The following is a 23790-nucleotide window of genomic DNA, read 5'->3' on the forward strand; positions in this document are numbered from 1 at the left end:
AAGGCTAACGCCTTACATCCCCTCACAAGCCTGGTTACGAGACGTTGAGGTTGCCCAGTAGCACTTTTTATAACAACGACCGCGAATGCCGTCTGTGCCCATTCGAGGATCACCCTCACGGATGGACCCGCTCGGGGACCACCCGCACGATCGGCCTCCGTGCCCGCGGGTCAGCCGTCTCTCCTCCTCGTGCCACCCGAGTCCACCGATCATGTCAGGTACCCGTTCTGTAGGCTCGAAGCGCCATGGACGTGAAATCCCCCGCGGCGGCAGACATGGTCTCCCGCCCGTCCTCACCACCGCCCGCCCAGCCGAGCAGGGCGATCGTTGCCCTGCGCCGTGCCGGGATCGCCCTCGTCGGAGTCGGCGTGGCCGCGCTCACCGCCGCCGCGTGCGTGCTCTCCTTCGAGGACCTGCGTGGTCTCGCCATCACCGGCGAGGCTCCGCCCGGACTCGCCTACCTCTATCCCGCGGTCTTCGACGCGCTGCTCGCCATCGCGCTGATCAGCGTGTTACTCCTCCGAGGCGGACGCTGGACGGTGCGCCTGCAGGCGGGCGTGGTCCTGGTCCTGCTGTTCGCCGCCGCGGTCGCCGCCGAGGTGGCCACCGCCGTCCGGGTCACGGTGGACGTACGGCAGGCGGCCGTCGTGGTCGCCGTCGCCCCCTGGACGGCGCTGTTCCTGGCCCTCTGGCTCTGGCTGCTGCTGATCAACCACGCCGCCGCCCGGCGGGCCGTCGCCTACACGGCCATGGCGGGCGACGAGCGTGACATCGTGCCGTTCCCCGAGGCCGACCCGCCGGCCGCCGAGTCCCCGGCCCGGCAGGACCCCCTCGGCTCCCCCGTCCCTCCGGCCCGGCGGGAACAGCGCGCTCACCCGGGGCATCCCGCCCATCCGGACCACCCCCCTGTCCATCATCTGCCGGTCGAGAGGGTTCCGGCCCCATCGGCCGCCCCGCCGATGGAGTCGGCTCCGCGTCACGACCTTCCGGCCGCCCTCCCGGTGGTCGGTCCCACTCCGGCGCCTGAGACGCCCGAGATCGTGGAGAACGGCGCCGACGGCGGCACCGGGGGCGGCGCCGAGGTCCTCACGGAGACCGGTACCGAGACCGGCACGGAGACCGGCGCCGGGAATGCCCCCGGGAGCGCGGAGCCCCCGGAGGCCCCCGTGGATCCCGCGCCGGGCAGACCGGTGCGCTGGGGCGACCTGATCCGGCCGCGCCAGGGCGACCTGCTGGTTCATCCGCCCCGCGGCGCCGTACGGGGGGCGGCCCGCCCCGAGAGCCGGGCCGGTGAGCGGGTGGAGACCGTGGACGCCGGTGCGGACTCTCCGCCGGCCCCGCGCGACGAGCGAACGGAGAGTCAGGAGACCGCCCCTCGGGGGGACCGTGAGGCCCTCTCGGCCGAGGAGAGCCGACAGCCCGAGGTGGGCAACCGCGACGCCGACACCCAGCCGATCCTGGCGGTGACCGGGAAATCCTCACCGGCGCGCCGCAGGCCGTCCGGCCCAGCCCGGGATCCGGGGCCGGGTGCCCCGCCGGCCGGGGAGGACGCGGCGGAAGAGGTGATCGTGCGGCCCGAGGAGGAGTCGGCGGCCCCGCCCTCCGGGCGTGTGCGCAGCACCCCCACACCCCCGGAGGGGTGAGGAGCCGCCGCGCAACCGGCCGACGGCCGGAGACCGGCCCGCAGCCATTCGCCCACGATCAGGTGGGCGGCGCCCCGCTGCGGGCCGGCGGTTCACTCACCTCCGGCCCGCTCCGCGCGGCCGGAAGCCGGTTTCGGGTGTTCCCCGAACCGGCTCCGAACGGCTGAGACCCGCTCGGTTCACCGGACGGAACCGAGCGGGTCTTCCGGCGGACGGTGACCACATGCGCGTCACCGCGTGCACCTGCGGGGCCGGAGGGCGTCTTGGGCCTTTCACGGGGCCACCGGGCGCGCGCACCCGCTGTCTAGACCCTGGAGCGCTTCAGACCGGCGACCAGGCCGACACCGATGACGGCCAGCACGACCTGCATGACGAGTTCGATCCAGTCGATGCCGTTGGTGGTGGCGACTCCGAGAACCTGGGCGATGGCGGTGCCGATGAGGGCGGCCACGATGCCGACGACGATGGTCAGGATCCATCCGATCGCCTGCCTGCCGGGAAGCAGGAGACGGCCGACGGCACCCACGACGGCGCCGATGACGATGGCCCCGAGGATGGACTCGATAGTCATACTCATCAACCTCCCAGTGAGGTGTCCTTCACGCTCACGGGAGACGGGTACCCTCCACGTCAGGGTTATTCCTGAGAGCGGCAAAGTTCCAGCTCAGTGGGTCTTTCTCGCGCGCATCTGGATCACGAGCAGCACTCCCAGCACGGCGAGCGCGAGCTGGATGATGTGCTCCCACCAGTTGATTCCCCGTGTGTGGACGAGCCCGAAGGCGGCCGCGATGGCCGTGCCGATGAGCGCGGCCACGATGCCCACGACGAGCGTCAGCCCGATCGAGAAGTTCTGCCGTCCGGGAACGATGAGGCGCGCCAGCGCGCCGATGATGGCGCCGATGATGATCGCGCCGATAATCGAGCCAATCATGTCGGCTCCCCCCGATGACGAGACATGGTCAATAGGGGGCTACCCACGACATTCATAAGTCATTCCGAAAAACGGACGGCCCGTACCGCGCCGGCGGACGGGCCACCGCCCCGGCCGGTGTCCACACCGTCGGCCGCACCGCCGATCGGAGCGCTTTTCCGCCCGTGTCAGGAGACGTCCGGCGGCGAACCGAGGTTCACCACGATCGCGGTCGCGACGGCCGCCACACCCTCGCCACGCCCGGTGAGGCCCAGACCGTCGGTCGTGGTGGCGCTGACGCTCACCGGAGCCCCCACGGCGGCGCTGAGCGCCTTCTCGGCCTCGGCGCGGCGGGGCGCCATCTTGGGGCGGTTCCCGATCACCTGGACGGCCACGTTGCCGATCTCGAAACCGGCGGCGCGCACCTTCCTGGCGGTCTCCTCAAGCAGCGCGGTGCCCGAGGCACCCGCCCAACGGGGATCGGCGGTCCCGAAGAGACCGCCGAGATCGCCCAGACCCGCCGCGGAGAGCAGCGCGTCGCAGGCGGCGTGGGCCGCGGCGTCACCGTCGGAGTGCCCGGCCAGGCCCGTCTCGCCCGGCCAGTGCAACCCCGCGAGACGGAGCTCGCGACCGGATGCGAACGGGTGGACGTCGACCCCGACGCCCACCCGTGGAAATGTCGTGTTCAGGAGTTGAGAACCTCGTCGAGCAACGCCTCGGCCTTGTCCTCGTTGGTCTTCTCGGCGAGCGCCAACTCGCTGACCAGGATCTGCCGCGCCTTTGCAAGCATGCGCTTCTCTCCTGCGGAGAGCCCGCGCTCCCTGTCTCGTCGCCACAGGTCGCGAACGACCTCGGCCACCTTGTTGACGTCACCGGACGCCAACTTCTCCAGGTTGGCCTTGTAGCGGCGGGACCAGTTCGTGGGCTCTTCGGTGTGAGGCATGCGAAGCACGTCAAAGACGCGCTCAAGACCCTCTTGACCGACGACATCGCGAACACCTACGAGTTCGGCGTTGTCAGCCGGCACCTGGACGGTAAGGTCGCCCTTGTCGACCTTGAGAACCAGGTAGGTCCTTTCCTCACCTTTGATGGTTCGGGTCGTGATGGCCTCGATCCGAGCAGCCCCGTGGTGGGGGTAGACGACAGTGTCGCCGACCTGGAAAGTCATGTGACAAGTACCCCTTCCGCTGTACTCAAGAGTACCACGTATCCACAGCCTCTCGGAACAGTGAAATCCCCATAACTGCAGGTCAAAGCCGCATTTTAAGGCTTGACAAGTGCGCGACTCTATGAATCAGGGGTGTGAAAAGCCTTCATGACCTGCGTTCCGCGCCTCCTGACGACCGGTTGGGCCGCCGGAAAACCCGGCGAAGTCCATGGATAAGGTGGGCTCTGCCCAACCTCTTGTGTGACAAGGAGACCTCGCACCGTGACCCGCAACAGCCGTCACTGGGCGATCGCCGCCGCCGCGTTCATCGCCGCAGCCCCGGTCCTGACCGGCTGTGGTGCCGGATTCGACGCGATTACCAGCCACCCTTACTCCCCGACCGAGGCGTCGACCGCCAAGGTGAGGGGCATCGACATCTCCCAGGCCTTCTTCCTGGGCCCCGACTCCGGCTCGTCGCTGCCGGCCGGTGGAGCGACGCCGCTGTACCTGTCGCTGGTGAACACCAACCAGAACGCCGACACGCTCATCGGGGTCGGTGTCGACCCAGCCGTCGGCTCGGCGAAGGTCGCCGCCCCGGTCGACCTCCCCGCCCACAAGCGGGTCGGCGTCGGCAGGCCCTCGCCCACGATCGTGATCGAGGGCCTGAAGAAGCCCCTCCGCGGCGGTGAGAGCATCCAGCTGCGACTGCAGTTCGCCAAGGCGGGCGTCGTCCCCCTGGCGGTCCCGGTCCTCACCCGCAGCCGCGAGTTCGGCGGGCTCCCGCAGGCCCCGGGGGGCGCCGCGGGAACGCCCCCGCAGACCGGCGCGTCGCCCACCCCGACACCCACCCCCTCCACCACGGAGCAGCACGCCGGGGACGGCCACTAAGCCGCGGGCCGGGCCGTCGGCGCCGCCCGCGGAAGGACGGTAGGAGACGACAGACAGGGGGGTACGGCTCGCGCGAGCCGTACCCCCCTGTCGTACGCGTCCCCCGCCGGACCGGCGACGGCGGGCCGAGGGCCCCCGGAGGCTCCCGGGAAAGCCCGCGGTCTCAATCCTCCGCGGGGTCGAACTTGTAGCCCAGGCCGCGGACGGTGAGGATGTGGCGGGGGGTGGACGGGTCGGCCTCGACCTTGGCGCGCAATCGTTTGACGTGCACGTCCAGGGTCTTGGTGTCGCCCACGTAGTCGGCGCCCCAGACGCGGTCGATGAGCTGGCCCCGGGTGAGCACCCGGCCGGCGTTGCGGAGCAGGACCTCCAGCAGCTCGAACTCCTTCAGCGGAAACTGCACCTGGGCGCCGCGCACCGCGACGATGTGCCGGTCGACGTCCATCCGGACCGGGCCGGCGGCCAGCACGGCCGTCTCCGCCCCCTCCACGTCCCCCTGCCGGCGCAGCACCGCGCGGATGCGGGCCACCAGTTCCCTGGAGGAGAACGGCTTGGTCACGTAGTCGTCGGCGCCCAGCTCCAGTCCGACGACCTTGTCGATCTCGCTGTCCTTGGCGGTGAGCATGATCACGGGAACCTTGGAACGCTGGCGCAGCGAACGGCAGACCTCGCTGCCCGGCAGGCCGGGCAGCATCAGGTCGAGCAGCACCAGATCGGCGCCGTTGTGGTCGAAGGCGTCGAGTGCCTCGGGCCCGGTGGCCGCCACTGCGACCTCGAAACCCTCCTTGCGCAGCATGTACGACAGGGCGTCGGAGAACGACTCCTCGTCTTCGACAACGAGCACGCGAGTCACCGCTCGGCCTCCTGGGGGATCGTGGTGGTACGTGGTACGGCCACCGCCGTGCCGCCGAGGGCGGGCAGGCGGAGGGTGAAGGTGGAGCCCGAGCCTTCCTTGCTCCACACCGTGACCGCGCCGTTGTGGGCGGCGGCGACGTGCTTGACGATGGCCAGGCCGAGGCCCGTGCCACCGGTGGCGCGCGAGCGGGCGGCGTCGGCGCGGAAGAACCGCTCGAAGATGCGTTCCTGGGCGTTCTCCGGGATGCCGATCCCCTGGTCGCTCACGCTGATCTCGACCGATTCGTTGTGGAGGCCCGTCGTGCGCGCGCTGACCACGACGCGGGTGTGCTCGGGGCTGTAGGAGATCGCGTTGTCGATGAGGTTGCGCAGCGCGGTGACGAGAAGCTCGTCGTCGCCCCATATCCGCAGCCCCTCGACTCCTCCGGTCACCAGCGTTATGTCCTTGGCCGCCGCCGGGGTGTTGCAGCGGTCGATGGCCTCGTGCACGGCCTCGTCGACCGGGACCGGGCCGGGAGTGGGGACGGGGTCGGCCCCCTGGATCCGGGAGAGGGTGATGAGGTCCTGGACGAGATAGGTGAGCCGGGCGGCCTCGTGCTGCATGCGCCCGGCGAAGCGGGTGACCGCCTCGGGGTCGTCGGCGGCGTCCTGGATGGTCTCCGCCAGCAGCGACAGCGCCCCCACCGGCGTCTTGAGCTCGTGGCTCACGTTGGCGACGAAGTCGCGGCGGACCGCCTCGACCCGCCGGTGCTCGGTCTGGTCCTCGGCGAGGACGAGCACCTGGCCGTGGGCCCCCAGGGGGGCTACCCGGACCGCGAAACTGGTCGACTCCTGACCGAACTTGTGCCCGGCCACCTCGATCTCGCTCTCCCTGATCTCGCCGTCCCTGCGCACCTGCCTGGCCAGCGCGAGCAGCTCGGCCGCCATCAGATGGTCGCCTCTCACCAGACCGAACGCCCGCGCGGCCAGACTGGCCCGCAGCACCCGGTCCTCCTTGTCGAGCACGACCGCCGAGGACGGCAGTACGGCCAGCACCGAGGCGACCCCCTGGGGCAGCGGGGCGGGCTCGACCTCGTCCGCCACCACCCGTCGCCGTCCGGCGTTCCGGCGGACGACCATCACCGCCAGCGCCCCCACGACGAACCCGGCCAGCGCGGCCAGGATCGCCATCAGCTCACTCACGTGATCCTCCTGTAGGCTTCACATCCCGATGGTAGGCGAGGGTTTTCCCGTTGGGGCAGCTCAGGGGGTGCCGACACGGCCTTTCCCACAAAGTTCACTTTACGGTCTAGGTTCGTTCACCAACGCACACGTACCGTGAACCCCATGCGCGACGCCTACCATGAAGACCTCGATGCCCTCACCGGCCGGCTGGTCGAGATGACCCGACTGGTGAGATCGGCGATATCCCGGGCCACCACCGCACTTTTGGACTCCGACCTTCAGCTCGCCGAGAGCGTCATCTCGCAGGACGAGGAGGTCAACCGGGTCTTCGCGGAGATCGAACTGTCGATCTTCGACCTGATGGCCAGGCAGCAGCCGGTGGCCGTCGACCTCCGGATGATCATCGCGGCCCTGCGGATGGGCACCGACCTCGAACGGATGGGTGACCTGGCCGAGCACGTGGCGAAGGTCGCCCGGCTCCGCCACCCGGAGTCGGCGGTCCCGCCGGAGCTCCGCTCCACCATCGTGGAGATGGGCCAGATCGCCGAGCGGCTGATCGCCAAGACCGGCAGCTGCATCGCCTCGCGCGACGTGGAGACGGCGCTGGAGCTGGACTCCGACGACGACGCGATGGACAGGCTGCACCGCAGGCTGTTCAAGGTCCTGATGGCCGACGACTGGAAGTACGGCGTCGAGCCGGCCATCGACGTGACCTTGATCGGCCGCTACTACGAGCGTTACGCCGACCACGCGGTCCGCGTCGCCCACGACGTGGTGTATCTGGTGACCGGCTCCCGGACACCGGACGCCGACGTCCTGTGAGATCCGCGGAGTGTGAGGGGGCCCGCCGATCCGGCGGGCCCCCTCACACGTCCTCGGGCTACCTGCCCTGGTTGGCCACGGCCTCGATGGCCGCGTCGGCCGCCTCGGGGTCGAGATAGCGGCCCCCCTTGACGATCGGGTGGAAGTCGTCGTCCAGCTCGTACAGGAGCGGGATGCCGGTGGGGATGTTGAGCCCGGCGATCGCGTCGTCGCCGATCCCGTCCAGGTGCTTGACCAGCGCCCTGAGCGAGTTGCCGTGCGCCACGACCAGCACGGTCCTGCCCGCCGACAGGTCCGGCACGACCGCGTCGTACCAGTAGGGCAGCATGCGCTCGACGACGTCCTTGAGGCACTCGGTCCTCGGCAGCAGCTCGCCGGGCAGCAGCGCGTAGCGCGCCTCGCCGGCCTGCGAGAACTCGTCGTCGTCGGCGATGGGGGGCGGCGGGGTGTCGTAGGAGCGGCGCCAGAGCATGAACTGCTCGTCGCCGAACTCGGCGCGGGTCTGCGCCTTGTCCTTGCCCTGCAACGCGCCGTAGTGGCGCTCGTTGAGCCGCCAGGACCGGGTGACCGGGAGCCAGAGCAGGTCGGCGGCGCCCAGCGCGAGGTTGGCCGTCTGGATGGCCCGGGTCAGCAGCGAGGTGTGCACCACGTCGGGCCGTACTCCGGCGTCCAGCAGCAGCCGCCCGCCGCGACGCGCCTCCTCCTCGCCCCGGGCGGAGAGCCCGGCGTCCACCCACCCGGTGAACAAGCCCTTAGCGTTCCACTCACTCTCACCATGCCGCAGCAGCACCAAAGTCGCCATACGGACCAGCTTAGTGGGCGGCCGTTCAGCGCCCGGGGTCGGCGAAGCGGGCGAACGCCCGCAGGTTGGCGAGCGACTCGCCGCGCTTGGCACGCCACTCCCACTCCCGCCGGATCGAGGAGGCGAAGCCGAGCTCCAGGGCGCGGTCGAAGCTCTCGTCGGAGTAGGTCAGCACACAGCCGAGCAGCCGGTCGATCTCCGTTTCGGAGATCGCCTCCAGCGGCACCCGGCCCACCAGGTACACGTCGCCGACCGTGTCGAGGGCGAAGTGCACGCCGTAGGTGGAGCCGTTCCTGGTGAGCAGCCAGCGGTAGAACTCGGCGTGGTTCTCGTCGGGCTGCCGGCAGAAGAACGCCTCCACGTGCAGGGCCTGGTCCCCGACGATCAGCCACGTCATGGTCGCGAGCTTGTGCAGGCCGGGCAGCCGCACCAGGAAGGCGCCGGGCCTGGGCTCCTCGAACGACGCCCCGGCACCCTTCAGCGCCGCCTCGATCACTTCACGCATGCGCCCACCCTACGAGCCGGATCTCCCACGCGCTCACCCGCCGAGCGCCGCCCACCCCGCGAGCCGCCCTACGAGCTGACCGCGATCGGGACGCGGTGCAGGTGCGCCATCGCCTCGGCGTAGACGTCGGCGAGCCTGGCCGCGGTGGCCGACCAGCCGAAGGCCGCGGCCTGCGTCACCGCCCCGGCCGACAGCGCGTCGCGCCAGGCCGGCCGGCGCACGAACCCGCCGAGCACCCGCGCCCAGTCGTGCGGGTCGTGCCCCTCGACGAGCACGCCGGAGACACCGTCGCGTACGGCGGTGCGCAACCCTCCCACGGAGGCCGCGGCGACCGGGGTGCCGCACGCCTGGGACTCCAGGGCGACCAGGCCGAACGACTCGCTGTGCGAGGGGACCACGGTCACGTCGGCCGCGCGGTACCAGTCGGCGAGCTCCCACTGGGGCGCGGGGGGAACGATCCTGACCACGTCCGAGATGCCCAGCGAGGCGGCCACCTCGGTCAGGTAGGAGGGCCGGGCCAGGCCGTTGCCGCTGGGGCCGCCGACGCAGGCGACGACGAGCCTGGAGCGGAGCGACGGATCGTCGATGAGCATCCGGGCCGCGGCGCGCAGCAGTACGTCGGGGGCCTTGAGCGGCTGCACACGTCCCACGAACAGCAGCACGCGGGCGTCCTGCGGCAGGTTGAGCCGCCGGCGGGACTCCCCCATGGGCCCGGGTCTGAAGACGGCGAGGTTGACCCCGGGGTTGACGACCTCGACGCGGCCGGGGGCCGCGCCGTACAGGTCGACGAGCTCCCTGGCCTCGGTCGGGGTGTTGGCCACCAGGCGGTCGGCGATCTCGACGACCTGCTGCTCGCCCATCACCCGGATGGGCGGCTCCGGCCGGTCGTCGGTGGCGAGCAGGAGGTTCTTCACCTTGGCCATGGTGTGCATGGTGTGCACCAGCGGCACCCCCCAGCGCTCCTTGGCCAGCCAGCCCACCTGACCGGAGAGCCAGTAATGGGAGTGGATCACGTCGTAGCGGCCCGGCTCGTACATGGCCTCGGTGCGCAGCACCCCCGACAGGAACCCGCACAGCTGGCCCGGCAGGTCGCGCTTGTCGAGCTCCTCGTACGGCCCCGCGGTGACGTGCCGGACGGACACGCCGGGGACGATCTCGGCGACCGGCGGCAGATCACGGGCCGTCTGCCTGGTGAAGATCTCGACCTCCACCCCGAGCCTGGCCAGACGCTTGGCCGCCTCCACGATGTAGACGTTCATACCGCCCGCGTCCCCGGTCCCCGGTTGATCCAGGGGGGACGTGTGCATGCTGATCGTCGCGACCCGGTTGACCCGCCGTCGCCTCACCGACACCACCTCCGAGAGGGCTATAACCACTCAAGAGGGCGCAACATTCCCACTCCATTCCCACTCCGTCTCCTCTCGATTCCCCCCGTGATTCCCCGCTCGACTCCCCCGGGATTCCCGCCGTGACTCCCGGCCCGGATCCCGGCTCCCGGCTCGCGGACGCCGGGAGACCGGCGCCGAGAGGCTCCGGCGGCATGCTGGCAGGATGGAGGACCATGACGAGGACAGCAGTGGTGACCGGCGCCAGCAGCGGGATCGGCGAGGCGACGGCCCGCCGCCTGGCCGCCGAGGGGTTCGACGTGGTGGCCGCCGCCCGGCGCCGGGACCGGCTGGACAGGCTCGCCGCGGAGGTTCCCGGGATCCGCGCGGCGACCCTGGACGTGACCTCCCAGGAGTCGGTGGACGCGCTGGCCGCCTCGCTGGACCGCTGTGACGTGCTCGTCAACAACGCCGGCGGCGCGATCGGGGTGGAGCCGGTGGCGAAGGGGGACGTGGCCGACTGGCAGCGGATGTACGACGTCAACGTGCTCGGCACGCTCCGGGTGACCCAGGCACTGCTGCCCGGCCTCGTCGCGTCGGGCGACGGCGTGCTGGTCATGCTGACCTCGGTCGCCGGACTGGTCTCCTACGAGGGCGGTGGCGGCTACAACGCGGCCAAGCACGCCCAGACCTCGATGACCGAGGTGCTCAGGCTGGAGCTGTGCGGCGAGCCGGTCCGGGTCGTCGAGGTGGCCCCCGGCCTGGTCCACACCGAGGAGTTCTCACTGAACCGCCTCCGCGGCGACTCGGCCGCCGCGGACCGCGTCTACCAGGGCGTCCCCGGCCCGCTCTCGGCCGACGACGTGGCCGACGCCGTCGCCTGGTGCGTCACCCGGCCCGCCCACGTCAACATCGATCGCCTGGTGATACGTCCCCGCGCCCAGGCCGCCCAGTACAAGCTCCACCGCGTCCAGCCGAGGTGAAGCCGATCGGGGAGATCACCAGGGGGACGACGGGGCACAACCGGCTCCGGCGGGCCGACCGGTGGATCGCCGCCGTCCACGGCGGCCTGCTGCGATCGGCGGACCGCCCGCTGGTGGTCGACCTCGGCTACGGGGCCTCGCACACCACGACCTCGGAGCTGTTCACGCGGCTGCGGAGAATCTGCCCGTCGGTCGAGGTCGTCGGCGTCGAGATCGACCCGGCCAGGGTGGCCGGGGCCAAGCCGTACGAGCGGGCCGGCCTGTCCTTCGCGCTCGGCGGCTTCGAGCTCCCGGTGAGCCGGCCGCCCCTGCTGATCCGGGCGTTCAACGTGCTCAGGCAGTACGGCGAGGCCGAGGCGTGGGACCACTGGGCGACGCTCGGCACGAAGGTCGCCCCGGGCGGGGTGATCGTCGAGGGCACCTGCTCGGAGGTGGGCCACCGCGCGGTCTGGGCCGGGCTCGACGCCGCGGGCCCCAGGACGCTGACCTTCTCCGCCCGGTTCGGCGGCTTCGATCGCCCCTCGGACCTCGCCGAGCGCCTCCCCAAGACCCTGATCCACCGCAACGTCCCCGGCGAGCCCATCCACGCCTTCCTGCGTGACTTCGACCACGCCTGGGCGGTCAACGCCCCCCTCGGCGCGTACGGCTTCCGCCAGCGCTGGATCGCCACCGCGCGGACGCTCGCCGGGACGTGGCCGGTGGCCCCGGCCCCGCCGCTCGGCGGGCGGTCGCGCTGGCGGCTCGGCGAGTTGACGCTTCCCTGGGCGGCGCTGGCCCCCGATCCGGCCGGACGGCCCCGCTGACCCTCCCGGGACGCTCCCCGGACACCCCCGCGGGCGGCCTTTCCACGGCGCCCCGGAGCGTCCGCCCCGTCCTCGGCGACGACCGGAACGAGATATACATGGTCTCGGCGACCGTAAAGACGCGCGCGGCCCGGTCAACGTGACGGAAATCACTCGACAACCCGTAGTACTACCCCTCGTGGTGCAGGAGTTAGGCTTATTCGTGTGAAGGGACTGGGCGAGCTTGAACGCACTATCATGGACATCATCTGGGCACAGCCGTCCTCGGTGACGGCGCGCGAGGTCGGGCGTCTGATCGCCGACCGGGATCTCGCGCCCACCACCGTGATGACGGTGCTCGACCGGTTGACCAGGAAAGGCTTCCTGGTCCGCACCCGGGACGGGCGCGCGTGGCGCTACGAGCCGGCCGAGAGCCGCGACGCGTACGTCGCGGAGCTTATGCTTGAGGCTCTCGACATGACCGGAGACCGGTCGGCGGCCCTTACCCGGTTCGCCCAGGCCGTCTCGGGCAGCGAGGCCGAGATCCTGCTCAGAGCCCTGACGGAGCTGGAGGACGAGTGATCACCGCAGCAGTCCTGGCGACCCTCGCCCTGGTCTGCGCGGTCGGAGCCTGGAGGCTCACCCGGGCTCGGTGGTCCTATCGCGCCCCGCACGTGGCCATCGTCCTGTGGCAGGCGCTCGGCGTCACCTGGGGCCTGGCCGGAACCGGCGCCCTGCTGTCCTACGCCCTGGAGCCCTACGGTCAGGGCGTGCTGCAGGGTCTGCGCGCCTTCGCCGCCTCGGCCCTCAACGGCGGCTACGGGCTGCCCGAGCCGTACACCCTGCCGAGAATCCTGGCGCTCATCGTCGGGCTGACCGCGCTCACCGTGCTGATCGTGGTGCTCCTCACCGCGGGCGTGCAGACGTTCCGCGCCCGGCAGCACCACCGCACCCTGCTCGCCCTCGTCGCCCGGGAGGACCCCGAGTTCCCCGGGGTGCGGGTGGTCGACCACCCGGGCCCCGCCGCCTACTGCGTTCCCGGCCTCCGCTCCCAGGTGGTGGTCAGCGCGGGGACCCTGAAGCTGCTCTCCCCCGCCGAGCTGACCGCGGTGCTCGCCCACGAGTCCGCGCACGTCCGCGAGCGCCACGACCTGGTGCTGCTGCCGTTCGCCGCGCTGCGCCGGGCACTGCCCTGGTCACGGGTGGTCGGCGAGGTGCAGAACGAGGTCGGCCTGCTGGTCGAGATGGCCGCCGACGACGTCGCCCGCCGCTACTGCTCGCCACGCCGTCTGGCCACGGCCCTGCTCCGCTTCGGTACGGCGGGTGCCGCCTCCACCCCGCAGGGCGCCCTGGGCGTCTCCGACTCGTGCGCCGCGGTGATGGCCCGGGTCGAGCGCCTGGTCACCCCGGCGCCGGTGCTTCCCCGCCGGATCCGCTACTCCATCGTCGCCTTCTCCGTCACCCTGACGGCCTCCGCCCCGCTGCTCTGGCTGATACCGCACTGACCCCCGCCCCGCCGACCCCATCGCCACCCCCCGGCAAAGTGCTTGCAACCGTTAGCCAAAGCGTTTGCAATTGCAAGCAGCGTCCGGCAGACTGGCGTCATGGCACTACCCAAGGTCGGCTCGATCGGCGAATACATCCGTGAGCAGCGCACGCACGCGAAGATCTCGCTGCGCCAGCTCGCCGCGGCGGCGGGGGTCTCCAACCCCTACCTCAGCCAGATCGAAAGAGGGTTGCGCAAGCCCAGCGCGGAGATCCTGAACCAGATCGCCAAGGGTCTGCACATCTCCTCGCAGGCGCTCTACGTCCAGGCCGGGCTCATCGAGGAGCGCGAGCCGGACAGCGACGTGCTGACCGCGATCAGGGCCGACCGTCTCATCACCGAGCGCCAGCGCCAGGTGCTGATCGACATCTACGAGTCGTTCCGCAAGGAGAACCGGGTCGAAGCCCCGGCCGGCGACGCGCAGACCTCCCAGAAAGCGCATCCCGCACCGGGGCCCCGTGGGGGCGACGCGGACTCCTCGCCGAACGGCGAGGCTCCACCGCCCGAGGGGTATCTCACCGCGTTGAAGCCCTACGCGGCGCCCTTGGGCAGCGAAAACGTCACACCGGAATCCAGGAAAGGTTAACCCATGACCCTCGCTACCGAAGTCAGGAAACTGGCCGAGTCCAAGCCGTTCTACGCCGTCGCCGGCGCCGGCGACTTCGCGGTCGAGAAGCTCCGTGAGCTCCCCGAGCAGATCCAGCGGCTGCAGAGCCGCCGCGGGGAGATCCGCGAGGCCGCCAAGGACCTCCCGGAGAAGGCCAAGGAGTTCGCCGGCAAGGCCGAGGGGTACGCCAAGGACCTCCCCCAGAAGGCGCGCGGCTACGCCGACCAGTTCACCGTCAGGGCCACCAGGCTCTACGAGGAGTTCGCCAGCCGCGGTCGCAAGGTCGTCTCCAAGACGAGCGGCGACGCGGCCCTGGAGCTGAAGGAGGTCTCCATGGCCGCCCGGCCCGCGACCGCCACCCAGTCCACCAGGAAGAACGCCCGCACCCCGAGGACCACCTCCACGAAGTCCTGACCGGGGTCTCGGAGGTTCCGAAGGTGGGAGCGCCCTCCGGGGCGGAAACGCCGGAGCGGCCCCTGCAACGCCGGAGCGACCCCTGCCCGGAAGGCCCGTCCCACCGGGGCGGGCCTTCCGCCGTCCCGGCCGGATCACGCATCTGTGGGGCCGGGCACGACGCGGAGGGGGTTTTCGGCACTAGGCTGGGGCCAACCGGCGAAACAAGCGCGTTGGAGCAACGATGATCTTCGAGGGCCTGAACCTCATCTTCTGGATTCTCAGCATCATCGCTTTCGGCATGTCGGCCTGGGCCCTGTTCCACTCGGTCCGCACGCCCGCGCGAGCCTTCGCGATCACCGGCAAGCAGAGCAAGAAGCTCTGGCTGATCATTCTGTCACTGGCGACGCTGTTCTCGTTCGCCTCCGCCGTCGGCTACTTCGGGAGCGGCCTCGGCCAGCTCAACTTCTTCGCCATCGCCGCGGTCATCGCCGCCGGAATCTACCTGGCCGACGTGAAGCCCGCCGTGAGCGAGATCGGCAAGGGCGGCAACCAGGGCCCCTACGGCCCCTGGTAACCGGCGACCCGCGCCGGCGACGCCCCTCAGCCGGCCCCTCGCCGCTCCCCGGCGTTCCCGCCCTGCCCCGGGCCTGCCGGGGGACGCCCGAGAACACAGTTGCCCGAATCACATTCGGACAGGTAGACACTCGGGGTGATGTTCGCGAGGAAACCCACCCTGGCAGGGGAGCGCGTGACGCTCCGGCCCGTCGGTCCCGAGTACGTGGACGGCCTCTGGGAGCTGGTCAACAATCCGGAGACCGTCCGGCTGACCGGATCCCACGCCCCGTTCGACCGGTTCGGCGTCGGCTGGTGGTACGGCTCTCGCGGCGACCACGACGACCGGCTGGACCTGGCGATCTGCACCGCCGAGGACGACGCCTACGTCGGCGAGGTGGTGCTCAACGAACTCGACGCCGACAACCTCTCCTGCAACCTGCGCATCGCCCTGGTCGGCCCCCGGGCGTTCGGCAGGGGCTACGGCACCGAGGCGATCCGGCTGGTGCTCGACCACACCTTCAGCACCACGGATCTGCACCGGATCAGCCTGGAGGTCTTCGACTTCAACGACCGGGCGGCCCATGTGTACCGCAAGGTCGGCTTCGTCGAGGAGGGGGTGCGCCGCGACGCGCTGCGCTGGAACGGCGGCTGGCACAACGCGATCATGATGTCGATCCTCGCCCCCGACTGGGCGGCGCGGAAAACCTGAGACCTGTTCAGCAATTTTCCGGAAACGTCTCCTGACGCCTCTGAGGCGATGCTACGTTCACCGAAGCGCTCTTACCCGCACAGAATCTGCACAGGGGGAGCATGCCGGGTCCACCCGCGCCTCCCCCGACCACCACGGAGGCAGGGGTCCCCATCACGTCCCGGACACCCGCCGGGTTCGCTCAGGGAGCGGCACGCCGTACCACTCGCGGCGATGGGCGACGACGGCGACCGGCGCGGAACAGAGCCCCTGATCGACGAGTCCCGCCGGGGACGGAAGTCGCCGGACAAGCTCGTGGCGGTCACGCCGGCCTGACCGGGCGCCGGGTCAGGAAGGGCCGGGCGGAGCGCCACGGACGGCGGCGGCCACCGGAACCCACCGGTGGCCGCCGCTCGACGGACCGCCCACGTCCGGCTCCCACCGCACCGCGTGCCCGGCACCGCCGCATACCCTCAGCGCCACCGGCCCACCGCCTTAAGGCCACCCGCGAAATCACCCGCGAACGGGAAAACCAATGGGACGCCCGAAACGAATATTCGCCTCTCCAAAGCGACGGGCCGTTATCGTGGAATTGCCGCGCGAACGCGAGGGGGAGCAGAGATGTCCGGGCGCGATTGGAACCTTGATCCAGGCGGTGGCGAGAGCGAAACGACAGGTCGCCGAATCGCTCGGGCGCGGAAACGGCGAGGACTCACCCAGACCGGCCTGGCGGCCAAGGCAAATGTCTCCCGCAGTCTGATCGCACAGGTCGAGTCGGGCCATAAACCGGCCACCCCGTCGTTTGTCGCGGCGGTGGCCAGGGCCTGCGCGGTCGACGCCGCCGAGATCAACGGTCAGCCCTACAGGGGCTCGGACAAGCGCACCGACGCCGTACACGCGACGATGCCCGCGGTCAGGCGCGCGCTGTCGTACGCCGACATCTCTCCGGAGCTGGAGGTCCCCCCGAGGTCGCTCAACGAGTTGACCCTGGAGCTGGGCAGGCTCCAGAGGCTCCAGGGGGCCGCCGCGCACATCAGCCTCGGAGGCCGCCTACCGGCGATCATGGAGGAGCTGACGGTTCACGCGGTGGAGTCGGGGGCGTCAAGGGCCTGGCGCCTCCTGAACCACGCGTACGCCATCGCGATCTCCCTAACCCGCCGCCTCGGCTACCACGACCTGGCTCACGTCGCCGTCGAACGGGCCGCGGTCGCCGCGCTCCGCGCCGACGACCCGCATCTGCGACACCTGGTCTCGCTGTCCCGCGCGCTCCTGCTGCTCACCCTCGGGTCGGAGGACATCGCGCTGGCCATGGTGAGACGGGCGGCGCGCGATGTGGATCGTTCCGGACCGGTGGGACTGGAGGTCTACGGGTCGCTCCACCTGCGCGCGGCCGTCTCAGCCGCCCGGCTGGGGCGGCAGTCGGAGGCCTGGGAGCACCACGGCCTCGCGGGCGAGGCGGCCTCCCGGATCAGCCCGCGCGATCGGCTCGATCCGTACGGGCTGCAGGTCAACCCGTTCAACGTGGTGATCCACGGCTGCGCGGTGGCGACGGAGCTGGGCGACTACGACAAGGCCGTCCGTCTGGACGCGGACTTCAGACCGCCCCCCGGGCTCTACGCCGAGCGCAGGGCCCACCACGAGATCGACATGGCCAGAGCCCACCTGTCGCTCAACGATCACGACAGGGCGCTGAGGCGCATACTCAATGCCGAGCGAATTGCCCCACAAATGGTGCGGCTGCACCCTACGGCGCGAGAGACCGTCCGGCAGCTCGGTTTTTACCACCGCAGCATTCCGGAGGAGCTCCGCAGACTAGAGAATCGCATGGTGTTCTAATCCACATTCGAACGATTTGTTCACGGGAACCGTGAACTTTGACGGCCGTGATGATTCATAAGGTCGCCATGGCGGAGAAAAGCACGGCCTTCGCCGCCCGAATCCAATGATTCCGACCTTGGAGGCCAAGATGGCGCACGACGGGGTGACGAGCACAGCAGGACACAGGGCGTGATCGCGATGTCGCCGCACGGCTCCAGAGCGGTGCGGGCGGCCGAACGGCTGCGCGAGGCCCTGATCCGGCACGGAATCACCGTCGACGTTCACGACGGCTACGGCCTGGCGCTCATATCGGTCTGGACCGGCCTGGTGGTCTGGTCCAACGGCGACCGGTTCTGGTGGTGCGCGGGGTGGGACACCCGGCAGCGCCGATCGGTCTACGCCTCACACAGGGCGAGCGAGCCCGAGCGAGCCGCCCAGCGGGTCGCCCTCCACTACACCCGCCTGCGTGAACAGCACCCCGAACCCCGGCAACTCACCGGCGACCCCCTGTGAACGAGGCCGCCCCCGGCCCCGTACCCCTCCTCAGCCGTCCATTCCCGCTCCGTGCTCGCGGAGCGCGGTGACCAGCCAGTGCGCGAGCCGTACGTGGCCCCGGGGGGTGGGGTGGACGCCGTCCGGCAGGATCGCCCCATTTCCCCAGTTCTGGCCGAGCGGGTCCAGGAAGGACACCTTCTCCTCCCCCGCGGCGACCGCGACGGCATCCCTGACGCCGTAGGCCCAGCGGGGGGCCGGCCCCATCCAGATGGGGCCGACCACCACGATCCGGGTCTGCGGCCAGTGAACGCGGATCAGCCCCAGCAGACGTCTCACGGCCGCGTGGACCCTGCCGGGGGTGGTGCGGTCGTTGTGCCCGCCGGAGATGATCAGCAGGTCGGGGGCCGGGCGCCAGGAGAGCTCCTCGGCGAACGAACGCTGGAAGGTCCGCCGCACCCTCCCCGGATTGACGAAGCCCGTCCCGGGCGCGCCCGCGGTGACGAGCTGCCAGCCCAGCGCCCGCGCGACCTGCGCCGGATAACTCTCCCAGCGCTCGACCGGGCCCGACCCGACGGTGAAGCTGTCTCCGACGATCATGACCAGCGGAGCCCTGAACGGCCCCGGCGCGGGGATCGGGACCACGGGGTGGGAGGGGACGGATACGGGCGCCGAGACCGGGCTCGGATAGATCCCCGCTTCATCGCCACATCCCGAAATAAGACAGAAAATCACCACAAGAACGGCGGCGAAGGCTGCTCGGGGTCGTCCACACACAGTCCCGCGCATGCCACCTCGGGGATGTTCCAGGCTGCCGATATGAGCACCGACCCGCACGGGCGCGGACGGCGGCTCGAACTCACCGGCCAGAACCCACGCTCCCCGGCACGGTGGTCCTCGCGTCAACACCCGAGAGGGTCGTCTAAAGCAGTTCGGCATTCTATCCGGGCCGGACGGGCAACCGGCAGATCACGGAGTTCTTGCTGAACAGGCGGGAACCCGGACCCGTCCGGCGCGGGCCCGGCACGGACGCGACACGGACTCGGCGCGGTACCGGGAATCAGCGCAGGCGGATCTCCCCGACGGGACGGCCGCCACCGAGCAGCACACCGGTCGCCAGGTCGTCGAGCTCCCCGGCCTCGAAGCCGAGGGCGCGCAGAGCCGCGACGGTGACCGGGGCCTGGGCCCGGTTGCCGCCGTCCTCGATCTTGACGACTCCGGCGCGGCCGTCGGCGAAGGCGAACGCGTTGAACGCCTCCGCGCCGGACTTGACCATCAGACCGGGGAAGGCCCGCATCAGCCGGACCTCGGGCCGGGTCGTGCCGCAGGTCCATTCGGGATGGGCCCGGAACGCGTCGGCGATACGGCGCTCGGGGGTGCCGGGCTCGGCCCGGACGAGGGCGCGGAAGGCCCGGATCACACCCATCATCGACACGAAGAGCAGCGGAGCGCCGCAGCCGTCCACTCCGGTGGCGGCGACACGCTCGCCGGTCAGCTCGCCGACCGTGTCACGGATGACCCTCTGCAGCGGATGCGCCGGCTCCAGGTAGGTCTCCAGCGGCCAGTCGTTGATCACGCAGGTGGCGAGCATCGCCGAGTGCTTGCCCGAGCAGTTCATGGAGATCCGTGACGGTCCGCCACCCGATCGCAGCACCTTCTCACGGGAGGCGACGTCCCCGGGAAGGTCCTCGGGGCAGCGCAACGCGCTCTCATCGAGCCCGGCGCCGATGAGGATCTTCTGAACTCCCTCCACGTGGAACGACTCCCCCATGTGGCTGGCACACGACAGGGCGAGCGACTCCCCCTCCAGGGCCAGCCCGGCGCGCACCATGCCGAGCGCCTGGAACGGCTTCATCGACGAACGCGGGGAGACCAGGGCGTCCACCGCGCCGTGCACCCTCACCGGGGCCCCACCCGCGTCCACCACCAGCATCCGCGCCCGGTGAACGGACTCCACGAACCCCGAACGGACAACCTCGACGACCAACGACTCAGCAGACAACGTGTCTCCTTTCGCCAGGATTCTATGGAGGGCGAGGAAGACGAGATGATGGCAGGTATGCGTGCGGTCGTGCAGCGGGTGAGTTCCGCTTCGGTGAAGGTGGACGGGGTGACGGTCGGGGCGATCGACGAGCCCGGACTTCTGGTGCTGGTCGGGGTGACCCATACCGACACCCCGGCGGAGTCGGCCAGGCTCGCCGCCAAGCTCTGGGGGCTGCGGATCCTGTCCGGCGAGAAGTCCTGCTCCGACATCGGGGCGCCACTGCTCGTGGTCAGTCAGTTCACCCTGTACGGCGACGCGCGCAAGGGCCGCCGCCCCACCTGGCAGGCCGCGGCGCCGGGACCGGTGGCCGAGCCGCTGGTGGAGGCGGTCTGCGCCGAACTGCGCGGGCTGGGCGCCCAGGTGGAGACCGGGGTGTTCGGCGCCGACATGCGGGTCGGGCTGACCAACGACGGCCCGATCACCCTGATTCTGGAGGTCTGAGCCGGTTCGTCGCCGCCCCTTTCCGGCCTCTCCCTCCGCCTTTCCCGGCATGATCCGCTAGGGTCACGGCTTGTCCGTGATGAATCATCAGGAGAGCCGTTACCCCTGGGGAGGGTCATGCGCACCTTCACGTCCGTCACCGCCGCGTCCATCACCGCCGCCGCGCTCGTCACAGCGGGAGCCCCCGCGGTCCACGCGCAGGCCGGACCGGCGATCGCCGCCTACCACGGCGTCACCGGCGATCAGCAGACGGAGCGCTTCCAGGCTCTGCGCGGCCAGGGCTACCGGCCCATCACCTTCACCGTGGACAACGCGGGTTCGCCGCGTTACGGCGCCGTCTGGGCCAAGAGCCCCGGTCCGGCCTGGGCGATGATCCAGGGCATGTCGTCCAGCGGCTACCAGAAACGTTTCAACGACCATCTCGCCCGGGGCTACCGTCCGACGTCGGTGAGCGCCACCGGCTCCGGCGGCGACGCCGTCTTCGCCGCGATCTTCGAGAAGGTGCCCGGCCGGTTCTTCGCCAAGCACGACATCGGCACCGACCGGTTCACCGCGGCCAACGCGGACGCGGCCCGGCGGGGCTACGTCCTCACCGCGGCGAACGTCTACGGCACCGCCGACAACCCGCGCTACGTCGCCGTCTGGACGCAGGGCTCGCAGAGCTGGTCCGTCACCACGGGCAGAACCCTCGCCGGGCACGCCGCGGAGTTCGCCGCCCGCACCAAGAGGGGCGAGAAGCCCTCGCTGGTCTCGGTCGGCCCTGGCGGCACCTACACGACCGTATGGGTCAAGGACGGCGGCGCCCCCTGGTACGAGTACACCGGGATGAGCGCGAGCGGCTACCAGCGGCGCTTCGACGACCTGAAGGCCAAGGGCTTCTTCCCCGTACGGCTGGACACGGAGGAGGGCCGGTACACGGCCGTCTGGGCGAAGAACTGACCCGCGCGCGGGCCCGGCCTCCCAGCGCCGCCGGGTCCGCGCGGATCGGGCCTGCACGGATCGGGTCCGCGCGGATCGGGTCTCAGCGGATGCGGCGGCGGAGCGACGGGTCGATCTGAACGTTACGCCCGGCGTCCGGCGGCACCACGACCTCCTGGGAGGCCGCCACCCCGCCGGCCTGGAGCACGGCCTCCACCGGGACGGTCCGCTTGACCACGGCCAGCGCGATCGGACCGAGCTCGTGGTGCCGGGCGGAGCTGCCGACGAAGCCGACCTCCGTGCCGTCGTGGACGACGGGGGCGCCGTGCCGCGGAAGGGTGTCGGCGCCGCCGTCCAGGTGCAGGAAGACCAGGCGGCGCGGGGGATGGCCGAGATTGTGGACGCGGGCCACGGTCTCCTGCCCCCGGTAGCACCCCTTGCTCAGGTGGAGGGCGGAGCCGATCCAGCCCACCTCGTGCGGGATCGTCTTGTGGTCGGTCTCGAAGCCCAGACGGGGGCGGTGCCCCTCGATCCGCAGCGCCTCGTGGGCCCAGAGCCCGGCGAGCCGGAGACCGCCGAGCCGCTCGGCCAGCAGGTCACGCGGGAGCAGCACGTCGTCGCCGACGGGGACGGCCCCGGCGGGCAGGCCGAGCCGCGAGACGTCCGTCACGGTGACCACCGCGTACTCGGACGTCACGTCGGCGACCTCGACCCGGAGCATGAACCGCATCTTGTCGAGGAACGCGACGAGCTCGGCCGACGTGCCCGGCTCCACATGCGCCCAGACGGCCTCGCCGTCGTCGACGAGCGTGAGGTGGTGCTCCACCCTGCCCTGGGCGTCCAGCAGCAGCGTCTGGGTGACCTGGCCGGGTTTCAGATCGTCGAGCTTCTGCGAGCTCAGGCTGTTGAGCCAGCTCAGCCGGTCGGGCCCGGAGACCCGGACGACCTCGCGGTTGCTCCGGTCGACCATCGCCTCACCGGCGAGCAGGGCGCGCTGCTCGGCGAACGGGTCACCGTAGTGTCCGGCGACGTCGGCGTCGGGCGTCTCGGCCGCGACCGCGCCGGGAGTGTCCAGCAGAGGGCTTCGCATGGGCCAAGCCTACGAGGTCCTCAGCGACACTTGCGGCAGCGGCCGAAGACCGTGAGGTGGTGCACGTCCACGGCGAAGCCGAGCTCCTCGTCGAGCTTGTCGGCGAACTCCCTCACCAGCTCGGGACGGGCCTCGGCGATCTCCCCGCACTCGTGGCAGACCAGGTGCACGTGGTCGGCGTCGGCGGCCAGGTGGTAGGTGGGGGCGCCGTGCCCGAGATGCGTGTGGGTGACCATGCCGAGCTCCTCAAGCAGTTCGAGGGTCCGGTAGACGGTCGAGATGTTGACTCCGCGAGCGGTCTGCCGTACCAGGGCGCAGATCTCCTCGGGAGTGGCGTGCTCGGCGGCCTTGATCGCCTCAAGCACCAACTGGCGCTGCGGAGTGACCCGGTAACCACGCGCCCGCAGTTGCTCGTGCCACGACGTCTCGGTCATGACCAGAGTCTAAGAGCATTGTGGCGTCGCCGAGTTTGTCTCCTCACCGAGGCCGGGCCGCGGGAGGCGGGACGGCCGGCGCGCTGCTCCCGCTGAGCCTGTTCGGAACCCATCCGGCCTGCTCAGAGCCGGGGAAGTAAGACGAAATATCCGGCTTCGAATATTCATTTGCTCCGGCCGGACGAGTTTCGTACTGTACGAACACGCCGAAAGGAGGTGGTCCGAACAATGGTTGATCATAGTTGGGCTAGCGAGGTGGCTGTCCGCTAGGACGCCCCGGCCCCGGACTCTGTCCGGACGTCCGGCGACGTTCGGCGAATCCACGACGGTCACCGGAACCCCGGGCCGCCAGAGGGCGGGCACGATCCCGCCATTGGTCCATCTGGCCCTCCCGCACCGCGGGAGGAGCAGGCCCGGGGTTCCCCCTTTCTCACGACCCCGCCCCCTCCGGAACTCCCCGGCCCCGGCGCCTCGCGCCCCTCCGCCTCCGGGCTTCGCCGAAGCCTCCCAGGTCCTCCCGGGAGCCTTCCAGGGCGCGGCCCGTGTCGATCGGCCCCGGGCCGGGACCTCCACCGGCCCGGGGGCACGGCCTCCGCTCAGGACCGCTCAGTGCTCACCACGGGCCGGGACTCCGAGGGCGGCGCACGCCTCCTGGTAGAGGCGGACCACCTCCCTGCGGACCTGGGCCCGCTCGGTCAGCGTGGTGCTCCACGGCACCCGGACCGTGACGTCCCGGCCGTCGACCACCGCGACGAACTCGATCGCCTCGGCGTCCACGTCCGTCGTGGTCGCGCTGACGGCCTCGGGCTGGCCACCGAGGCCCTTGCAGATCAACAGCGCGTCGTCGCCGTGGTCGTCGTTCATGTGACGCTTGATGGCCTGAACCACGTCGGAGGTGAAGGGAGTACTCATGTCCGCGATCGTATCCAGTCCAT

The 23790-nt window shown here is 70.9% G+C and carries 29 protein-coding genes; 15 read left to right on the plus strand and 14 right to left on the minus strand.

Annotated elements, in window-relative coordinates; genetic code table 11:
* Positions 1-245 precede the first annotated feature (245 nt).
* Entirely contained in the window at positions 246-1643 is a 1398-nt protein-coding gene (locus tag ACWEF2_RS20385; RefSeq protein WP_453817338.1) for a DUF2637 domain-containing protein, read from the plus strand.
* 304 nt (positions 1644-1947) lie between these two features.
* Here ACWEF2_RS20385 and ACWEF2_RS20390 read toward each other — a convergent pair whose 3' ends face one another.
* The 4 genes from ACWEF2_RS20390 to ACWEF2_RS20405 all read right to left on the minus strand — a co-directional run bounded on the left by ACWEF2_RS20390 (position 1948) and on the right by ACWEF2_RS20405 (position 3721).
* Positions 1948-2214, minus strand: coding sequence for a GlsB/YeaQ/YmgE family stress response membrane protein (locus tag ACWEF2_RS20390; RefSeq protein WP_355597876.1), 267 nt, complete (start codon positions 2212-2214; stop codon positions 1948-1950).
* Between the two features lie 93 nt (positions 2215-2307).
* Positions 2308-2574, minus strand: a complete 267-nt coding sequence (locus ACWEF2_RS20395) for a GlsB/YeaQ/YmgE family stress response membrane protein (RefSeq protein WP_453817341.1) — start codon at positions 2572-2574, stop codon at positions 2308-2310.
* Between the two features lie 167 nt (positions 2575-2741).
* Positions 2742-3221: a 2-C-methyl-D-erythritol 2,4-cyclodiphosphate synthase gene (ispF, locus tag ACWEF2_RS20400; protein WP_453817343.1), complete on the minus strand. Its 480-nt coding sequence runs from the start codon at positions 3219-3221 to the stop codon at positions 2742-2744.
* Positions 3222-3238: 17 nt separating this feature from the next.
* Positions 3239-3721: a CarD family transcriptional regulator gene (locus ACWEF2_RS20405; protein ID WP_030924410.1), complete on the minus strand. Its 483-nt coding sequence runs from the start codon at positions 3719-3721 to the stop codon at positions 3239-3241.
* Between the two features lie 261 nt (positions 3722-3982).
* On the opposite strand from ACWEF2_RS20405, the gene ACWEF2_RS20410 reads away from it, so the two are divergent.
* Positions 3983-4588 carry a copper chaperone PCu(A)C gene (locus tag ACWEF2_RS20410; protein WP_453817346.1) on the plus strand — a complete coding sequence of 202 codons (606 nt, stop codon included), beginning with the start codon at positions 3983-3985 and terminating at the stop codon, positions 4586-4588.
* Between the two features lie 163 nt (positions 4589-4751).
* On the opposite strand, the gene ACWEF2_RS20415 is transcribed toward ACWEF2_RS20410, so the two are convergent.
* Both ACWEF2_RS20415 and ACWEF2_RS20420 read right to left on the minus strand, forming a co-directional pair.
* Positions 4752-5441, minus strand: a complete 690-nt coding sequence (locus tag ACWEF2_RS20415) for a response regulator (RefSeq protein ID WP_453817348.1) — start codon at positions 5439-5441, stop codon at positions 4752-4754.
* The gene (locus tag ACWEF2_RS20420) at positions 5438-6613 is read right to left on the minus strand and encodes a sensor histidine kinase (RefSeq protein WP_453817471.1); all 1176 of its coding nucleotides are present in this window, start codon (positions 6611-6613) and stop codon (positions 5438-5440) included. Before ACWEF2_RS20420 ends, ACWEF2_RS20415 begins: the two co-directional genes overlap by 4 nt.
* 156 nt (positions 6614-6769) lie before the next feature.
* Between ACWEF2_RS20420 and phoU the strand changes: the two genes are divergently transcribed.
* Positions 6770-7429, plus strand: coding sequence for a phosphate signaling complex protein PhoU (phoU, locus tag ACWEF2_RS20425; RefSeq protein WP_355597886.1), 660 nt, complete (start codon positions 6770-6772; stop codon positions 7427-7429).
* Between the two features lie 58 nt (positions 7430-7487).
* Here the strand turns inward: phoU and ACWEF2_RS20430 are convergent, their stop codons facing one another.
* From ACWEF2_RS20430 to mshA, 3 genes are all read right to left on the minus strand, one after another.
* Positions 7488-8231, minus strand: a complete 744-nt coding sequence (locus ACWEF2_RS20430) for a phosphoglyceromutase (RefSeq protein ID WP_453817350.1) — start codon at positions 8229-8231, stop codon at positions 7488-7490.
* Between the two features lie 25 nt (positions 8232-8256).
* A complete protein-coding gene (locus ACWEF2_RS20435) occupies positions 8257-8736 on the minus strand; it encodes a YbjN domain-containing protein (protein ID WP_453817352.1) in 480 nt (159 codons plus the stop codon).
* A gap of 68 nt (positions 8737-8804) precedes the next feature.
* On the minus strand, positions 8805-10043 hold the full coding sequence (mshA, locus tag ACWEF2_RS20440) for a D-inositol-3-phosphate glycosyltransferase (RefSeq protein WP_453817473.1): 1239 nt from the start codon (positions 10041-10043) through the stop codon (positions 8805-8807).
* 254 nt (positions 10044-10297) lie between these two features.
* Between mshA and ACWEF2_RS20445 the strand changes: the two genes are divergently transcribed.
* The 10 genes from ACWEF2_RS20445 (at position 10298) to ACWEF2_RS20490 (ending at position 17949) form a co-directional block, all read left to right on the plus strand.
* Positions 10298-11044, plus strand: coding sequence for an SDR family oxidoreductase (locus tag ACWEF2_RS20445; RefSeq protein ID WP_453817353.1), 747 nt, complete (start codon positions 10298-10300; stop codon positions 11042-11044).
* Entirely contained in the window at positions 11041-11847 is an 807-nt protein-coding gene (locus ACWEF2_RS20450; protein WP_453817355.1) for a class I SAM-dependent methyltransferase, read from the plus strand. The genes ACWEF2_RS20445 and ACWEF2_RS20450 overlap by 4 nt, the downstream gene beginning before the upstream one ends.
* 204 nt (positions 11848-12051) lie before the next feature.
* Positions 12052-12408: a BlaI/MecI/CopY family transcriptional regulator gene (locus tag ACWEF2_RS20455; RefSeq protein ID WP_453817357.1), complete on the plus strand. Its 357-nt coding sequence runs from the start codon at positions 12052-12054 to the stop codon at positions 12406-12408.
* Positions 12405-13331 carry a M56 family metallopeptidase gene (locus tag ACWEF2_RS20460; protein ID WP_453817358.1) on the plus strand — a complete coding sequence of 309 codons (927 nt, stop codon included), beginning with the start codon at positions 12405-12407 and terminating at the stop codon, positions 13329-13331. The genes ACWEF2_RS20455 and ACWEF2_RS20460 overlap by 4 nt, the downstream gene beginning before the upstream one ends.
* Positions 13332-13430: 99 nt before the next feature.
* A complete protein-coding gene (locus ACWEF2_RS20465) occupies positions 13431-13958 on the plus strand; it encodes a helix-turn-helix domain-containing protein (protein ID WP_453817360.1) in 528 nt (175 codons plus the stop codon).
* Positions 13959-13961: 3 nt separating this feature from the next.
* On the plus strand, positions 13962-14393 hold the full coding sequence (locus ACWEF2_RS20470; protein ID WP_453817362.1) for a hypothetical protein: 432 nt from the start codon (positions 13962-13964) through the stop codon (positions 14391-14393).
* Between the two features lie 223 nt (positions 14394-14616).
* Positions 14617-14949, plus strand: a complete 333-nt coding sequence (locus ACWEF2_RS20475) for a DUF2516 family protein (RefSeq protein ID WP_453817363.1) — start codon at positions 14617-14619, stop codon at positions 14947-14949.
* A gap of 174 nt (positions 14950-15123) precedes the next feature.
* The gene (locus ACWEF2_RS20480) at positions 15124-15639 is read left to right on the plus strand and encodes a GNAT family N-acetyltransferase (protein WP_453817365.1); all 516 of its coding nucleotides are present in this window, start codon (positions 15124-15126) and stop codon (positions 15637-15639) included.
* Positions 15640-16239: 600 nt separating this feature from the next.
* Positions 16240-17454, plus strand: a complete 1215-nt coding sequence (locus ACWEF2_RS20485) for a helix-turn-helix domain-containing protein (RefSeq protein WP_453817367.1) — start codon at positions 16240-16242, stop codon at positions 17452-17454.
* 171 nt (positions 17455-17625) lie between these two features.
* Positions 17626-17949: a hypothetical protein gene (locus ACWEF2_RS20490; protein WP_453817369.1), complete on the plus strand. Its 324-nt coding sequence runs from the start codon at positions 17626-17628 to the stop codon at positions 17947-17949.
* A gap of 30 nt (positions 17950-17979) precedes the next feature.
* Here ACWEF2_RS20490 and ACWEF2_RS20495 read toward each other — a convergent pair whose 3' ends face one another.
* A complete protein-coding gene (locus ACWEF2_RS20495; protein ID WP_453817371.1) occupies positions 17980-18528 on the minus strand; it encodes an SGNH/GDSL hydrolase family protein in 549 nt (182 codons plus the stop codon).
* A gap of 460 nt (positions 18529-18988) precedes the next feature.
* Positions 18989-19930: an asparaginase gene (locus tag ACWEF2_RS20500; RefSeq protein ID WP_453817373.1), complete on the minus strand. Its 942-nt coding sequence runs from the start codon at positions 19928-19930 to the stop codon at positions 18989-18991.
* A 57-nt stretch (positions 19931-19987) separates the two neighbouring features.
* Between ACWEF2_RS20500 and dtd the strand changes: the two genes are divergently transcribed.
* Entirely contained in the window at positions 19988-20413 is a 426-nt protein-coding gene (gene dtd / locus ACWEF2_RS20505) for a D-aminoacyl-tRNA deacylase (protein ID WP_355597918.1), read from the plus strand.
* 117 nt (positions 20414-20530) lie between these two features.
* Positions 20531-21352 carry a hypothetical protein gene (locus tag ACWEF2_RS20510; protein WP_453817375.1) on the plus strand — a complete coding sequence of 274 codons (822 nt, stop codon included), beginning with the start codon at positions 20531-20533 and terminating at the stop codon, positions 21350-21352.
* Positions 21353-21434: 82 nt separating this feature from the next.
* Here ACWEF2_RS20510 and ygfZ read toward each other — a convergent pair whose 3' ends face one another.
* From ygfZ to ACWEF2_RS20525, 3 genes are all read right to left on the minus strand, one after another.
* Positions 21435-22421 carry a CAF17-like 4Fe-4S cluster assembly/insertion protein YgfZ gene (ygfZ, locus tag ACWEF2_RS20515; RefSeq protein ID WP_453817376.1) on the minus strand — a complete coding sequence of 329 codons (987 nt, stop codon included), beginning with the start codon at positions 22419-22421 and terminating at the stop codon, positions 21435-21437.
* 20 nt (positions 22422-22441) lie between these two features.
* On the minus strand, positions 22442-22855 hold the full coding sequence (locus ACWEF2_RS20520; RefSeq protein WP_355597922.1) for a Fur family transcriptional regulator: 414 nt from the start codon (positions 22853-22855) through the stop codon (positions 22442-22444).
* A gap of 606 nt (positions 22856-23461) precedes the next feature.
* Positions 23462-23767: a DUF2470 domain-containing protein gene (locus tag ACWEF2_RS20525; RefSeq protein ID WP_453817378.1), complete on the minus strand. Its 306-nt coding sequence runs from the start codon at positions 23765-23767 to the stop codon at positions 23462-23464.
* Positions 23768-23790: the final 23 nt, after the last annotated feature.

The sequence above is a fragment of the Streptosporangium sp. NPDC004631 genome (assembly GCF_053601935.1).